The sequence below is a fragment of the Sediminispirochaeta smaragdinae DSM 11293 genome, assembly GCF_000143985.1.
In the GTDB taxonomy this organism is placed as follows: Bacteria; Spirochaetota; Spirochaetia; order DSM-16054; family Sediminispirochaetaceae; genus Sediminispirochaeta; species Sediminispirochaeta smaragdinae.
In genome coordinates this window covers 1,026,730-1,041,283 of sequence record NC_014364.1, presented here as the reverse complement: position 1 = coordinate 1,041,283, position 14,554 = coordinate 1,026,730, and the positions used below count along the sequence as shown (strand labels likewise).

12 protein-coding genes are annotated in these 14,554 nt (G+C 49.5%); 4 read left to right on the top strand and 8 right to left on the bottom strand.

Annotation, left to right across the window (positions count from 1 at the left end; all coding sequences use genetic code 11):
• Nucleotides 1-9 precede the first annotated feature (9 nt).
• The 4 genes from SPIRS_RS05020 to SPIRS_RS05005 all read right to left on the bottom strand — a co-directional run bounded on the left by SPIRS_RS05020 (nt 10) and on the right by SPIRS_RS05005 (nt 4,455).
• Nucleotides 10-993, bottom strand: a complete 984-nt coding sequence (locus SPIRS_RS05020; protein WP_013253592.1) for an NAD(P)-dependent oxidoreductase — start codon at nt 991-993, stop codon at nt 10-12.
• Between the two features lie 197 nt (nt 994-1,190).
• Complete coding sequence (locus tag SPIRS_RS05015) at nt 1,191-1,871, bottom strand: GntR family transcriptional regulator (protein WP_013253591.1); 681 nt, start codon at nt 1,869-1,871, stop codon at nt 1,191-1,193.
• Between the two features lie 264 nt (nt 1,872-2,135).
• Complete coding sequence (locus SPIRS_RS05010; RefSeq protein WP_013253590.1) at nt 2,136-3,101, bottom strand: isocitrate lyase/PEP mutase family protein; 966 nt, start codon at nt 3,099-3,101, stop codon at nt 2,136-2,138.
• 40 nt (nt 3,102-3,141) lie between these two features.
• On the bottom strand, nt 3,142-4,455 hold the full coding sequence (locus SPIRS_RS05005) for a GntP family permease (RefSeq protein WP_013253589.1): 1,314 nt from the start codon (nt 4,453-4,455) through the stop codon (nt 3,142-3,144).
• Between the two features lie 913 nt (nt 4,456-5,368).
• Here SPIRS_RS05005 and SPIRS_RS05000 point away from each other — a divergent pair.
• The 4 genes from SPIRS_RS05000 (at nt 5,369) to SPIRS_RS04985 (ending at nt 10,288) form a co-directional block, all read left to right on the top strand.
• A complete protein-coding gene (locus SPIRS_RS05000) occupies nt 5,369-6,391 on the top strand; it encodes a type II glyceraldehyde-3-phosphate dehydrogenase (protein WP_013253588.1) in 1,023 nt (340 codons plus the stop codon).
• A gap of 76 nt (nt 6,392-6,467) precedes the next feature.
• On the top strand, nt 6,468-7,727 hold the full coding sequence (locus SPIRS_RS04995) for a phosphoglycerate kinase (RefSeq protein WP_013253587.1): 1,260 nt from the start codon (nt 6,468-6,470) through the stop codon (nt 7,725-7,727).
• Nucleotides 7,718-8,965 carry a lactate racemase domain-containing protein gene (locus tag SPIRS_RS04990; protein ID WP_013253586.1) on the top strand — a complete coding sequence of 416 codons (1,248 nt, stop codon included), beginning with the start codon at nt 7,718-7,720 and terminating at the stop codon, nt 8,963-8,965. The genes SPIRS_RS04995 and SPIRS_RS04990 overlap by 10 nt, the downstream gene beginning before the upstream one ends.
• Before the next feature lie 36 nt (nt 8,966-9,001).
• The gene (locus tag SPIRS_RS04985; RefSeq protein WP_013253585.1) at nt 9,002-10,288 is read left to right on the top strand and encodes a malic enzyme-like NAD(P)-binding protein; all 1,287 of its coding nucleotides are present in this window, start codon (nt 9,002-9,004) and stop codon (nt 10,286-10,288) included.
• A 51-nt stretch (nt 10,289-10,339) separates the two neighbouring features.
• On the opposite strand, the gene SPIRS_RS04980 is transcribed toward SPIRS_RS04985, so the two are convergent.
• The 4 genes from SPIRS_RS04980 to SPIRS_RS04965 all read right to left on the bottom strand — a co-directional run bounded on the left by SPIRS_RS04980 (nt 10,340) and on the right by SPIRS_RS04965 (nt 14,554).
• Nucleotides 10,340-12,628 (bottom strand): methyl-accepting chemotaxis protein, encoded by a 2,289-nt coding sequence (locus SPIRS_RS04980; protein WP_013253584.1) that lies wholly within the window; start codon nt 12,626-12,628, stop codon nt 10,340-10,342.
• 321 nt (nt 12,629-12,949) lie between these two features.
• The gene (locus SPIRS_RS04975; RefSeq protein WP_013253583.1) at nt 12,950-13,831 is read right to left on the bottom strand and encodes an ArsA family ATPase; all 882 of its coding nucleotides are present in this window, start codon (nt 13,829-13,831) and stop codon (nt 12,950-12,952) included.
• Nucleotides 13,831-14,115, bottom strand: a complete 285-nt coding sequence (locus SPIRS_RS04970) for a hypothetical protein (RefSeq protein WP_013253582.1) — start codon at nt 14,113-14,115, stop codon at nt 13,831-13,833. Before SPIRS_RS04970 ends, SPIRS_RS04975 begins: the two co-directional genes overlap by 1 nt.
• Nucleotides 14,105-14,554, bottom strand: coding sequence for a hypothetical protein (locus SPIRS_RS04965; protein WP_013253581.1), 450 nt, complete (start codon nt 14,552-14,554; stop codon nt 14,105-14,107). Before SPIRS_RS04965 ends, SPIRS_RS04970 begins: the two co-directional genes overlap by 11 nt.

The following is a 14,554-nucleotide window of genomic DNA, read 5'->3' as shown; positions in this document are numbered from 1 at the left end:
ACGGATCTCCTATCGCGCGCGATATTCCGGATTGAGCAGATGTTTCGGCTCTCTTCCGGCGAAGAAGTCCGATGCGATGTCTATGGCAAGCTCGTAGATGCGCCATAGTGACTCATGGGTTTGACTGGACACATGCGGGGTCATAACGATGTTTTCGAGACTGAGGAGAGGTGAAGAAAGAGGGAGTGGCTCCACGCCGAATACGTCCAGCCCGGCTCCGGCTATCTTGTTACTGGCCAACACTTCGTACAGGGCTTCCTCGTCGATGATGTTTCCACGGGACGTGTTGACTATGATGGACGAGGGTTTCATACGTTCGAGCAACTTTCGACCGATGAGGTTGTGGGTCTCCGTAGTATAGGGCAGGTGGAGAGAAATCGCGTCAGCAGTAGTGAATAGCTCCTCAAGGGTTGTCGGTTTGACCCCCTTGGCTCTCATAGCCGCCTCGTTGAGATAGGGGTCGTAAGCCAGGATCTTGCAATTGAACCCCTTGAGGAGATCGGCGACGGCTTGTCCAATGGCTCCGAAACCGACTATACCTAGGGTGCTGCCGATGGTCTCATGGGCGACGTTTTTCGTCCACTGTCCGCTGGCTACGCACTTTTGGTTGGTGGCAATCATGCGCCGCGTTGTCAGGATAAGCGTCAAAGCCATCTCTGCGACCCCCAGCGTGTTGGCACCAGCCGTACGGCAAACAGCTATACCGAAGCGGGACGCGGCTGCCAAATCTACCTTATCAAAGCCTACACCGAAGCGGACGAGTAACTTTGTACGGTCAGCTATCTCCTTAAAAATGGATTCTCCATAAGGATCAATGTCGATGATACCTGCATCGGCGTCCTTAAGGGCCTCAATGGCAGCGCTCTCCTGGAAGGGGATCATGGGTGTCCATACGTATTCCAGACTGAGCGACGCCGCATAGGCCCGGGCTTTCTCGTTTAGGGACGTAAAGACGTCTGATTCTTCTCCAAATAAAGATACGATCTTCTTCATTTCGGTATTCTCCTCGTTGTATGGCCGCATTACGGTCGGGTGTGACGATTTCTGTTATGCGGTGAGTTAGTAAATCGCCCTTTATTATATACTTTAGTATTCTATTTAATATTACTGTAGTATACAACTGATAATATAAAAAAGCACTAGCCTTCACGTAATGTTCGCTCGGCATAGTGCTTTACCGATATTCCGGATTAGGAGAAGAAATCCTTCTTGTAATTACCACTCGGTTTTACGGAGAAAGGCTGCATGGTATAAAAATAATCGAGGGCTGCCTTTTTACAACTTTCGATGTGGCTTGCCATCGCCTGAGCGGCCTTTTCGATGTCACGAGAAAGAAGCAGGTCTATGATCTCAAGATGTTCCAGGCGTGCATCATGGATCTTACACTGATTCTGCTTACTCGAGATAATCACTCGCGTGTTCTCGTCGAACAGTTTCCTCATCATATCGATAATGAATCGATTACCGCAGTATTCGATAATGAAAAGATGCATGGCCGTGTCCAGTCGGTATCCGACTTGAACGTCAGGATCTTCCCCTGAAAACGCCTCTCTGAAACTGAGAAGTTCTTTCTCCGGGAGAGCCATTCCGGCCATCCTAACCGCGACCGGCTCGATTTCGAGCCTGGCCTGGAATATTTGCATAACATCGTTGAGCGATATCTCCGTGACAAAAATGCCCTTTTTGGGCAGTATACGCACAAACCCCTCGTTCGCTATACGATTCAAGGCCTCCCGTATCGGCGTCCTACTCAGGCCTAGTTCGTTACAAATTTGGGCCTCGTTGAGGATACTCCCCGGGGCGTATTCACAATTGATGAGCTTTTTTCTCAAAATCTCGTATGCAACAGTCTTTAGGTCTCGATTTTCCATTTACAGCCTCCTCTCGACTCCAGACTACGAGTGAGGAAAGTATACAACATGCGTCATCAATATATCAACATAAAAGCTCAGGTATTCCATTGTCTCCTAATGTACTGCGATCCTTTCCGGCCTTGAAGCTCAAGACCCAAGTTTACCGCGCTCGGAAATGGTTCAATCCCGTTAGCGGCCGTTTTCCCACCCAACCGAAACGGTTTACATTGTGGGTCAGTCCGGTTTCCAAGCGCGTTATGACTTCCTATTGAGGATCATCAATTAGTTGGTGAATTTTTTGGCCGTATCGTTAAATTCTTCCTCAATTCCGATCCAATAGTTGAGCCCCATATCCACCCATTTCGGCATGTCTTCTGCAGGCATTCCGCCCATGTCGTGGTCATCCGCATAGACGGTGTTTCGGTCCACAACCACGTGCTTTCCATAATCGTACATACCGAACATCGAGGCCTTTTCCAGGAAATGACAGGTAACGAAGTTAAAACCGTAAGGCTCCACATCCCTGAGATCCACATCGGGCTTCCCGTTTTTGCTCATGACATCGGGCCACATCTTCCAGCCCTTGACTTCTTCATTCACCACTTTGGCTTCTTCGATAGTCTTAAGGCCGATGATGAGTGTCATGATATCGACACCCATTTCCTCGGCCATGGCTTCTGCGGCCTTGCACCGGCTGATCGCCTCATCAAGTCCATATTGCAACTTGCATTCCGTTCGTGCGATCACAAGGAAATCCGCTTCCTTCGCAGCTTCGAGGCTTGCGGCGATCTTTGCTAACCACTTCTCCTTCGAAACGACTTCATGTTTGATGTCGCCATCTTTATAGCCGTTCATCATGGCAAAGCCCCAACGATTCCATCCCCTTATTCCCGTGGTATCATCGAGGGTGCAGCCCTTAGCTCCAGCGTTGATTAGGCGCTTGATAAGGCGGTAGGTCGTCAGCGGGGTATCGCCAAATCCGTCGTCCGCGTCCACGATAAGCGGAAGCGAAGAATAGTTGCAGATACGTTCGGTCGACTGAACTACATCGTCGGCGGTGATCAGACCGATATCCGGGAGTCCTGCCACGCTTTCTGCCAGCTGTCCGCCACTCAACATGAGGGCCTTAAATCCGGACAACTCAGCAGCCCTTGCTGAACGGCAATCCCATACACACGGCGCAAAAATCTGCTCGTTCACCACTAAATCCTTGAACGACTTTACCGGTTGTTTTTCGTATTTACCCATTGTTTTCTCCTTAACATGAATGTGCTTCAGAAACGAACACCTACCCTGCGATGGGATACATAATATTTCCCATGATCAACGCCAATACGAGCGTGAGCAACGTAATGACGACCGTGGTTATGAATAGGTGCTTATATCCGTCCTTGTATGAAACGCCGGAAATCGCGAGCACCGCGACGATTCCTCCACTATGCGGCAAGCTATCCAGGCCGACGGAAGCAATAACACCGATTCGGTGCATAATATCCGGGTTAACGCCCATAGCCATGAAGGGTTCAGCTAAAACCGACAGGGTCGTCGACAGGCCGCCCATACCGGATGCGTTCAAACCGCACAGAAGTGTGGTTGCTCCACCGAAGATAATGAGCGGGTTTCCACCCGAATGACTGAAATTGAGGATGAGGTCAACAATTTTATTAAAGCCGGGAGCGACCTTTATAACAGCCCCTATGGCGACTATGGCCGAGGCGTTTATGATCGTCCGTGCCGCGCTATCCACTGAAACGTTAAGTATCTTTCTGACCCCGGTGATATTCTTGAAAAACAGGATGACGCACAGCACGATGCCCGACAATAACGCAACAGAGATATCCATGTGAAAGACATTCAGCACCACAGCGATAGCAATGATCGGGAGAATTGAGAGAATAACGTTCGGCAATTTTCCGCTTTTTTCCATTTCATCGGCTTTCATCAGCACATTTTTCGTTTCTTCGTCTATCTCAAATCCGAGGCCTTTTTTGTTCGCGCGATTCGCTTCGATGGTTAGGTACACGATAATCAAGACCAGCGTGAATAAACCGCATACCGTACCGATAACAGGAGCTGCCATGGCGTTCGTGGGCAAATAACTGGAAGGAATAATGTTCTGGATCTGGGGGTTACCGGGAAGCATGGTCACCCAGGTAAAAATTCCCGCACCTATCGTGGCGGGAATCAGGTACCGCGGCAGGTTCGCCTTCCTGAAAACTGCCAACGTTATGGGATACAAAGCGAAGCACGAAACGAACGAGGAAACACCACCGAACGTAAGCAGACCACCGGCGATGACGATAGCCGGAATAGCGCGCTTGACGCCGAATTTATTAAGGATAAACGCCGCTATCGAGCTGGCAGCGCCCGTAACATCCATGAGCGTTGAGAGGAGCGCTCCCAACAGCAACATGAGCCATGCGGCCTTAACGAAGCCAGCAAAGCCTGCCATATAATCACCCGTGACGGTTTTAACGACGGGCAATCCACTGAATACCGCGATAAAAATAACGCTAACCGCGGCTGCATACACAACCGGAACCTTTTTAAGCGTGAGCACAAGCAACATCGCAAGGCCCAATAAAATCACTATCATGTCCATAGTTTTTCGTCTCTGCCTTTCTTCTGATTTATCTGATTACCGAACATGGTACCCTCCTTAGGGCTCGTGTCCGGTATGGGCGCATTTAGGACGCCGCATAGGCCGTCTATCCCCCGCCTATACACTTCAGGAAATTATCCTTTCATGTTAATGCCTGGCGGTGAAGCATTTCGCTCAACCGGGATGAGCGCTCATCCCGCAGAAATCGTCAAATAGTCCGGGGCTGCCCGATTTGCGCGATAGTCATGCACGCATAGCGCAAGTGATTGCCGCCTCCCCTTTCCGCAAGGATCTCACTCAGGCTCGTAGAACTTGACATAATTTCCTCCTTATTTATTGAAAAACGACTCACGGGATTGCCTGTTAATTATCCTGTGATCCTCATACGGCCGGAGTTCCTCAAGAACTTATGAAGTCAAATCAAGTCTTTAAGACCTTTTGTATCCCCATTGGCTTCGTGTAGTATACAACATGAATATTTAATTGACAAGAAAAACTATTGAAATTTTTCATCCCTTTTTCTCAGTCACTTCGTATCGTGTTTTCGCATTAAACATGCACAACGAGCCAGGTACGGAAGCTCAGGAGGAGAAGGCCAATCGATAAAATTAAATTACTGTTCCGAATCCTGGTGATGAAAGCGACACAATTCTTTTTCCCGCAGTCAATTGAAAGTCGAACGATCGAAAAAAGTAAGCACCGACATAAAAGCAAGGATTTTACCGGCAAAAGGGCATGCATACCACCAGGATTCCGAACAGTAGGGTCCCCTTACAACTGCCCTGAGCCGGAGACTGGCAGCGGCAGCGCGAGAATTCCCCATGGTCAGGCGAAATGAGTTGCCATCTACGAAAAATAAAGTTATAATATCAGACAAACAGGCAAATTATTGAGATTAATAGGAGGATTACACATGGTTAAGGTTGGAGTAGCCGGATACGGAGTTATTGGCCAGAGATTGGCCGACGGAGTTGCACGGCAGAAAGATATGGAGCTGGTCGGGGTCGCCGACGTTGCCCCCACCCTTCCCGTTAGGGCCCTTGCGGAAAAAGGAATGCCCTATAAACTTTTTACGGCGGTACCGGAAAAGAGAAACCTTCTGGATGATGTGGGAATTCCGGTTAGCGGAACCCTCGAAGAACTTGTCCAGGAAGTGGATATCATGCTGGATGCCACCAATGCCGGTGTCGGAGCAAAGAACAAAGAGATCTACCAAAAATACAACACCAAGGCGGTATTCCAGGGTGGAGAAAAAAACAATGTTGCAGATGTCTTTTTCCACGGCTATGCGAACTACGAAAAGGGTATTGGGGCTGACTACCTCAAGCTCACCAGCTGCAACACAACAGGGCTCATCAGGGCCATCGACGCCATCGACAGGGCCGTCGGTGTTGTTAAAACGGCCATTACCATCATCCGAAGGGTTGCGGACCCAGGTGACTATCATAGGGGATTGACAAATGCCCTGCAGGTAGCAGAAGCGCCGAACCATCAGGCCCTCGACCTTATGACCATCATGCCCCATGTCGATGCAACAGGAATTCTCATCCATACCCCGGTGACCCACGGACATATCATCACCCCCGTGGTAACTACCAAGAAGAAGATGCACAAAGAGGAGCTCCTCGAAATCTTCAAGGCACATCCCCGTATCCGTGTGGTACGTCTGGCGGATGGCTTCCTTGGAAATGCAAGCCTCTTTAAATACGCCAGGGACTTGGGCCATCCCCGCGGTGATATGTACGAGATTGCTGTGTGGGAAGAGACTATTGTAAACAGCGGTGACGATATTATGTTCGCCATCAACATTCCTCAGGAAGCGGTTGTTATCCCCGAAAATATGGATGCAATCCGTGCCGCGTTGAAGATGCAGACAAGCCGGGACGAAGGTGTAGCAAAGACCAACGAATATCTCGGAATGAAGGCCAGGGGTTAAAGGGAGAGGATCGGCTTTTTTGCCGTACCGTTTTACATGAAGGGGCCCGGCAGGGCCCCATTTTAGGAGTCGTACCATGGCTGAAGTAAGTCTTGGATTTAAGCCGATGGAGGCATTCGACGTCAAAGGCAAACGGGTGCTTTTACGCGTGGATATCAACAGCCCCATCGATCCGAAAACAAAGAGAATCGTAAACGAAAACCGCATACAGAAAAGTCTGCCGACCATTTCCTGGCTCCTTGATCATGGGGCAAAACTCGCAATGATCGCGCACCAGGGTGATACCCTCGATTATCAAAACCTGATCCCACTGGAAGAACATGCTCAAAAGCTGAGTGACGGTCTCGGACGGCCAGTCGGCTATATCGATGATGTCTGCGGCCCGGCGGCCCAGAAGAAGGTAAAGGAACTTGCCGAAGGCGAGGCCATCCTCCTCGGCAACCTACGCTACCTCTGCGAAGAGATATCAACCTTTGAGAATGCGGTAAAACTGAAGGCAGAGGAGATGCTGGATACCTATTTGGTTCGCTCTCTTGTCCCCTTATTCGACCTCTATATTAACGACGCTTTTGCTGCAGCACACAGAAACGCCCCAAGCATGGTTGCCTTTCAGGAGCTTCTTCCTTCCGCCGCAGGACCGCTTTTCTTTAAAGAGGTCTCCGCGCTGACCAAGGTAATGAAAAGTCCCGAACATCCTTCGGTCTTCGTTCTCGGCGGAGCAAAGATATCAGACGCCTTCGGGATGATGGAACAGGTTCTTTCATCGGGTACAGCAGATAAAATCCTTGCCTGTGGTGTTACCGGTGAGGTGATGCTCATCGCTTCCGGCAGAAGGCTTGGAAAAGCCACCGACAAATTCCTTGCAGACAAGGGTCTGGATGTTTTCATCGAGCCTGCGGCCAAATATTTGAAAGAGTATCCGGGAAGAATCATCGCCCCCGACGACCTTGCCTACGAAGAAAACGGCAAAAGGCAGGAGCTAAGCATCGAAGCGTTACCGAAAGAAGCACTGTTCCTCGACATTGGAACAAAAACGATAGAGCGCTTTGAGGCGGAAATTAAAGCGGCAGGCACTGTCTTCGTCAACGGCCCTGCCGGGGTATTCGAAGATGATAAATTTGCAAAAGGGACCCAAAGGGTTTGGCAGGCAATAGCATCGGCACCCGGCTACACGGTAGTGGGGGGTGGAGACAGCGTAAACGCTGCGGCCCGCTTTACCAATATGAGCGATTACAGTTATGTTTGCACCGCCGGCGGAGCAATGGTTCGCTTCCTTTCAGGCAAAAAGTTGCCGCTCATTGCCGCCATGGAAAAGGCCGGGAAGAAATGGAAGTAGCACTTCCCTATTTGAAGGATACCATTTCCGTCACTGTTCCGGATAAAAATGTCCTTGCAGTAGTCGAACCGAATGACCTTCGGGCCAAGGGGGATACTGCAAGTATCGTGAATGCAGCCATTGCCTCCCCTGTGGAGAGCAAGCCATTCGAAGCCTTTATAGCCGGAGCGAAGAACTTACTGGTCATTGTCAACGATCAGACTCGCCCGACCCCCACACGTGCGGTTCTCTCCGCCATCGCCCCGGCACTGGCGAAGGTTGATCCTTCCTTCATCATTGCAACGGGAGTCCATAGAGGCCCCACGGAAGAGGAGTATCGGCAGATATTCGGAGATGAACTGTTCGAACGCTACCGGAACAAAATCCATGCCCATGATGCACGAAAAGATGAGATGGTCTACCTCGGGACCAGCAGGGCCGGTACCGAAATGTACGTAAACAAGATGGGTGTCGATGCCGACAGCATTATCGTTATAGGATCGGTGGAACCCCACTACTTCGCAGGCTATACAGGTGGACGAAAGGGATTTCTTCCCGGAATAGCCAGTTACCACACCATCGAACAGAACCATCGTCATGCCTTACACCCCGGAGCAAAGGCGCTCAATCTCGAAGGGAACCCGGTGCACGAGGACATGATCGATGCACTCTCCGTGGTAAAAAAAGAGATCTTTGCGATCATGACGGTTCTGGACAAAAGCCACAACATCTATGCGGTAACCGCCGGCGATATTAATGCGTCCTTTTATCAGGCCATCGACAAGGCCGATGAAATTTTTGTGGCGGATATCCCCAGTCGGGCGGATATCGTGGTAAGCGTCGCCAAATACCCAATGGATATAGACCTCTACCAGGCACAGAAGGCAATCGACAACGGCAAACTGGCTATGAAGGACGGCGGGATGATGATCCTTGTCGCAAGCTGCCGTGACGGAATCGGAGAGGAGGCCTTTGCACGCCTTCTCTCTTCCTCTGATACGCCCGAGGGGGTACTCAAAACAATTCAAAAAGAGTACAAACTTGGGTATCACAAAGCGGGAAAGATGGCGGAGGTGTTTCTTCGGGGAGAGGTCCATGCCTATACCCAGCTTCCGGATGAACTGTTAAGCTCTTTTTTCATCATCCCGGAGCACGATCTGCAAGCTGCCATTGACGAGGCCCTTAAAACAAAAGGCAGGGATGCCACAATTCTCTTTCTGCTTGACGGCAGTGTCACGGTCCCGAGAGCAGCAAGATAGCAAGAAGCGAACGAACAACGATAGGAGATTAATGAGATGGATGAATTAAAAGAGAAGGCCCTGGCCTACCACAAACTTGACGGGAAACCGGGGAAACTCGAGGTGGTCCCGACAAAGCCGTGTCAGACCGCAGAGGATCTGTCCCTTGCCTATACGCCGGGGGTTGCCAAGCCGGTTCTGGAAATTGAGCAGGACCCAGAAACCGCATACGAATATACCAACAGGGGAAACCTTGTAGCGGTCATCAGCAACGGTACCGCTATTCTCGGTCTTGGAGATCGGGGAGCCCTTGCAAGCAAGCCGGTTATGGAGGGAAAAGGTGTCCTCTTTAAAAGGTTTGCCGATGTCGATGTTTTCGATATCGAAGTGGATACTCATGATCCGGAAAAGCTTATCGAGGTTGTTAAGATGCTGGAGCCTACCTTCGGCGGGGTGAACCTCGAAGATATCAAGGCGCCGGAATGTTTCGAGATCGAGAACAGATTGAAGGCTGAAACAAATATTCCCATCTTCCACGACGATCAGCACGGTACGGCTATCATAGCCACCGCAGGTCTGATCAATGCGGCGGAAATTACGGGAAAAAAGCTTTCGGAGATGAAAATCGTCTATAACGGAGCGGGGGCTGCAGGAATCAGCTGTGCACGAATGTTCGTTGCCGCAGGAGGCAAAAAAGAAAATGTCATTATGTGCGATTCCAAGGGTGTTATCTTCAAGGGTCGAACAGAGAGGATGACACCTCAGAAAGAGGAATTTGCCTCCTCGACCACGGCACGAACCCTTGCCGAAGCCATGAAGGGTGCCGATGTTTTCATGGGGCTCTCCGTTGCCGACTGTGTATCACCGGAGATGCTCGCAAGTATGGCATCACAGCCTGTGGTCTTTGCAATGAGCAATCCGAATCCCGAAATCGACTATCCCACAGCCGTGTCCGTACGAAAAGATCTTATCATGGCCACCGGTCGAAGCGATTATCCCAATCAGATAAACAACGTCCTCGGTTTTCCCTTTATCTTTCGGGGTGCGCTTGATGTCCGCGCGACTGGTATAACCGAAGGCATGAAAATGGCTGCCAGTAAAGCCCTTGCCGAACTTGCAAAACAGCCCGTACCCGAAATTGTAAAGCGGGCATACGGTGGCAAGGAATTCTCCTTTGGCCAGAACTATATCGTTCCCAAGCCCTTCGATCCCCGAGTCATCGAGTACGAAGCGGTCGCTGTTGCAAAGGCGGCATGTGAAGAGAAAGTCGCACGCAAGCCCATAACTGATTGGGATGCATACCGAAAAGACCTTGTCAAGCGTATGGAAAAGTACTGGAAATAGCTAGCCGCTTTTATAGTAGGCATGGCCGCCGAAAGGTGATCATGCCTTTTTTTATGCCTTTTTTTTATTGCTCTCCTCAAGTTCAAAGGAGCAGACCAATTCTTTTTCGGAATTTGCAAGAGTCGACAGCTCCTCTGCACGCCGTGCCACCGCAACAATCTGTTTGCTCAGTTTATCGCTTGAAAGACGTACGCGATCGAACTGGCCGCTGTTTCGGTGGTGGATTTCCATTACCGATTGAATAGTGGTAGCAACGCTCTGTGCCGAGGTCTCCATTTCGGAAAGAGCATTCAAGACCTCTTCCATCTTTGTGCGGTTCACAGAGGCCGCTTCATTTATCTCGGAAAGATGATTCTCCGCCGCTGATACCTGTTCATTACTGGAACGGACAACCTCGACACCCTCATCAGCATGTGTTTCGGCACTTTCCACCGAATTCAAGACCTCTTCCAACAAAGCGGTAATCTTTTCCGTAGCACTACTTGAACCTTCCGACAGGGTACGAATCTCATGCGCCACAACGGAAAACCCGGCACCGGCCTCTCCGGCTCGTGCAGCCTCAATCGAGGCGTTCATTGCAAGTAAATGGGTCTGGGCCGCAATATCTTCTATGGCGCCGATGATCGTCCTTATCTCACGCGAACGTTTTGCAAGGTCGTTGATAAGCTTTTGTGTTGCTCTTGTAGAAGAGGTCAAGCGATCGCCGGCCTTCTTAGTCGCCATAATAGCCGCTCGTCCTCCGACAGCGGCGGCGGCAACCTGTTCGGCGCGACTTCCTGCCGAGTGAGTTTCTCTGGCAGCTATACCGACAAGTGAGGAAAGATTATCCATTGCAAGCCGTGCTTGTTCCACCTCTTGTTGCTGAGAATCCAAAACCTTCTGTACTGAAGAAAGGGCATCCTGAATGTCGACAGTTGCCGATTCCGAATCACTCGCCCCACGTCGCAACTTTTCTCCTATCTTTGCCACACGGTCGGCCTTTTCTTCTACTTCAAGTATCATTCCTCTAAGGCTGAAAGGTTCCTGATTATAGGTAACGACCAGAAGCCCCTTGTCCACGGCCTTGTTTATGACAGGGATCAAACGATCGCTGAAAAGAGGAATGGCAAAGCCATCGTACGTATCTGCAATAAGTCTTTCTATCATGCCCCTCCAGGCATCGACATCGTAGTGATCCTTCCCTTTGGGAGGTAGTATGATATCGACTTCACAATTTTTGACCGCCAGAATCCGTCGTGCATCATGAGCCCCTTTATAGACGGGAGGCCAAAAATCCTCATTTTTCGGTATCAGAAAGGCCAGCTTCAGCCCCCTGGAGGGATTCTCTTCCGAAAGCACGGCAAGGCCTTCACTTTCTGTGCTATGTCCCAGCTGTTCTCGAAAGTTGTCTTTGGTAATGACCTTCGGCGTGATAAGCATCTTAGGATGCTCAGGTTTCCAAGAAGAAACCATCGAATTGAAAAGATAGACAAGGGGATTATACCCCTGCAGATAGGGACTCTGAGTAATCGTCGTGGTTAGGTACCCCGAATGGAAAAAATTGGAAAAGCCCTCTCGTTTTCCGTGTCCGAAAAATGATATCTTTCCCGGAGATTTCAGACGCCGAAGTTCATCAAGGCTGTCCAGGGTAGAGGCTTCCTCAAGCTGGTAAACTGCCACAAGATGCGGAAAATCCTGCAACAGATTTCTTATCCCCTCTCTTGCACGCTTTGGATCACGGCTTGTGTAGACAGTCCGAACAACTCGTATCTTCGAAAAATCATTGTGAAGTGCATTTACAAAGCCACGTTCCCGGAGGACCGAATAGTTGGTTTCTTCATTGACAGCAATAATCGCTATCTCGCCTTCTCCTCCAAGACGCGCCCCCACGATCTGTCCCATCAGTTGGCCGTGTAGATAGTCGTCGATACCGGTAAAACAAATTCGCCGCACAGGCTCGGCAGTTAGAGAAGCAATACCGAGCATTGCCCGGTCAATTGCATCCGAAGATGCTGAAAATGCCGAATATAGTGATCGGTAGAGGGCACCAGGGGGAGGGGTCACATCAAGAGTAGAGAGATCCACATGGGCACAAAGATTTCCTCTGGCGATTTCCCAAACTGCTCTCTCAAAAGGAGCAATTCCTTGACTACGAATAGAACGGGCGGCCTGCACGCCATATCGGACAAGCCGTCTGTTGGCAATAAAAGAGGTTCCCCAGCCATAGAGGACGACTACAAAAAGTAAAGCCGTCAGGATACATAAAATCGGATCCGCTATACCGGCGTGAAGTAAACGCACAACAACTATAGCCAATAGAATAGAGCCGGAAAGAATACAAGCTATCGTGTTTTTCCCCAAAATTTTACCTCACATTCTATTTTTATTGTTCTATGTTTAGGATACCATGGGCATTCCGAGGCGTAAATAACAATCGTCAATAAAATTTTAACAATTGTTCATTTTGTTTTTTACGAAACCCGGTAGTACGTATAGAGGAAAAACCGACATATTTATCCTGGTCCCCAGGGATTGCGCCTCGATGCTATCAACGAGTGCCTGAAGCGCAGGACGAAGACAGCTATGTCCGAAAGAAGATTCTGGGCAAGCTGCGCACGTGAACTTCCCACCTCTGCTGCGGCATTGGAAAACAGGAAAATAAAATCACCAGGATTCGAAACACTAAGCCAACTTCGAAAGATGTTCGTTCAACACGGTTATGCCGGTAAGAGGCCCATCAGCAAGCGGATTCTGCAAGATAGTCACGTTGGGAAACGCTTCAGCGACACGCCCGGTCCAATCACCCCTACCAGTGTATTTATTGACGATGATTCGGCCGATTTCCATTCCAAACCCCGCCAATTGGCGTTTAATCAGAAGGCTTTCCGAAAAGCTCAATTCGTCTTCATTAAGGACAAGTACGATTTCGGTTTGCTCCTGATCACATAGCAACGACAAAAGCGTATCGTAACGCTTTTGCATACGCACCAGGCGAGAAAAGATCGGATCATGGTCTCGATCGATGGAAGATTCGCTATGTATTTCGGCTACACGATTTTTCTTTAGAAGTATCTCTTCCCTCATCGCTTTTAAATGGTGAATCCAGTGAAGATTTACCCCCGGCAAAGCCAGCATCTTCATGGTGAGCGCCGTTGGGGGAGTATCGATAACAAGCTCATCGTAGCGACGCTCATCAAAACATCGCTGAAGAATCAAAAGTGCGGCGTACTCTTCCATACCAGGAGCAAATTTCAACAAGTTAAAATATTTGTCGATGTTCAAGGCTTGCTGATAGTGGTAGAGATTCTTCAACTCTCCACGAATTTCCGCCATATACTCACGCCCCTTCTGGCTCGTATCTGATTCTCGAACGGTAAGCGTCGGCAGAATTTTCTTCCCCTTTGCCCCCAGTTCCGTCCGAAAAATATCATGGAGATTATGGGCAGGATCCATGGAGTCAAGCAGCGTTTTACGCTGCGAAGAAGCCAATCTCAGAGCCTCCAGGCAAGAACAGGTTGACTTCCCGACACCGCCCTTTCCCACGAAAATATGATATCGCGGCATCACGGCTCCCCCATGATACTTGCAAGCTCACTCAAACCGTTTCCCGTCTGACTCGCCCGAAGGAGCATATGTTCCAACTCCCCGCCCATATCCGGTAGTAACTCCAAGGTTAAGGGCATTGAGGGCCCGGGTAAGCCGATGAAATTTCCAAAAAGCATAAGCGTAAAGGAATTTTCCATCTCGGAAATTTCATACTCGATTTGTGCCGTTGCTTTGTAAAGCATGGCCTGCTGAAATCCACGAAAAAAAGCACGAATAGATAGCCACAAACGATTATGTTTCATCACATTTTACCCTAAAAGCAGCAATATCCTTTTTATATGTTTTATTGGCAGGAAAAACCGAATAGATCCCGTATATCGTAACCAAGACCGAAAGATATAGATGGTATCGATACACAGGAACAAGATAAGCAAAGAGCGTGAAAAGAGCCCCCAAGAAAACACACAGAACGAGGTACCTCTCCATACGAAAAAATTCAGACAGTCGGAGCCCACCCTGACGTGCACTTTTCCGATAAAAAGCCATCCTAACAAGAATGGGAAGAGCAACAGCGCCTGTCGTGCTCCCCAATAGACCAACCATAGATAAAACACGGGTCGGTTCGGTGGGAAAGGCCCACCCCAGATAACGCATAAACCAGATCACCACCAAACCAAGGGAAAACAGAACCATCATCAGATACGCCTGAAGGCGGATTCTATGAAGTAATGTTTCAAGCAT

Bases quoted from the DNA above. Each gene is read 5' to 3' on its own strand.
- SPIRS_RS05020 (WP_013253592.1), bottom strand. From the start codon at position 993: ATGAAGAAGATCGTATCTTTATTTGGAGAAGAATCAGACGTCTTTACG.
- SPIRS_RS05015 (WP_013253591.1), bottom strand. From the start codon at position 1,871: ATGGAAAATCGAGACCTAAAGACTGTTGCATACGAGATTTTGAGAAAA.
- SPIRS_RS04975 (WP_013253583.1), bottom strand. From the start codon at position 13,831: ATGCCGCGATATCATATTTTCGTGGGAAAGGGCGGTGTCGGGAAGTCA.
- SPIRS_RS05005 (WP_013253589.1), bottom strand. From the start codon at position 4,455: ATGGACATGATAGTGATTTTATTGGGCCTTGCGATGTTGCTTGTGCTC.
- SPIRS_RS04965 (WP_013253581.1), bottom strand. From the start codon at position 14,554: ATGCTTGAAACATTACTTCATAGAATCCGCCTTCAGGCGTATCTGATG.
- SPIRS_RS04995 (WP_013253587.1), top strand. From the start codon at position 6,468: ATGGCTGAAGTAAGTCTTGGATTTAAGCCGATGGAGGCATTCGACGTC.
- SPIRS_RS05010 (WP_013253590.1), bottom strand. From the start codon at position 3,101: ATGGGTAAATACGAAAAACAACCGGTAAAGTCGTTCAAGGATTTAGTG.
- SPIRS_RS05000 (WP_013253588.1), top strand. From the start codon at position 5,369: ATGGTTAAGGTTGGAGTAGCCGGATACGGAGTTATTGGCCAGAGATTG.
- SPIRS_RS04990 (WP_013253586.1), top strand. From the start codon at position 7,718: ATGGAAGTAGCACTTCCCTATTTGAAGGATACCATTTCCGTCACTGTT.
- SPIRS_RS04970 (WP_013253582.1), bottom strand. From the start codon at position 14,115: ATGAAACATAATCGTTTGTGGCTATCTATTCGTGCTTTTTTTCGTGGA.
- SPIRS_RS04985 (WP_013253585.1), top strand. From the start codon at position 9,002: ATGGATGAATTAAAAGAGAAGGCCCTGGCCTACCACAAACTTGACGGG.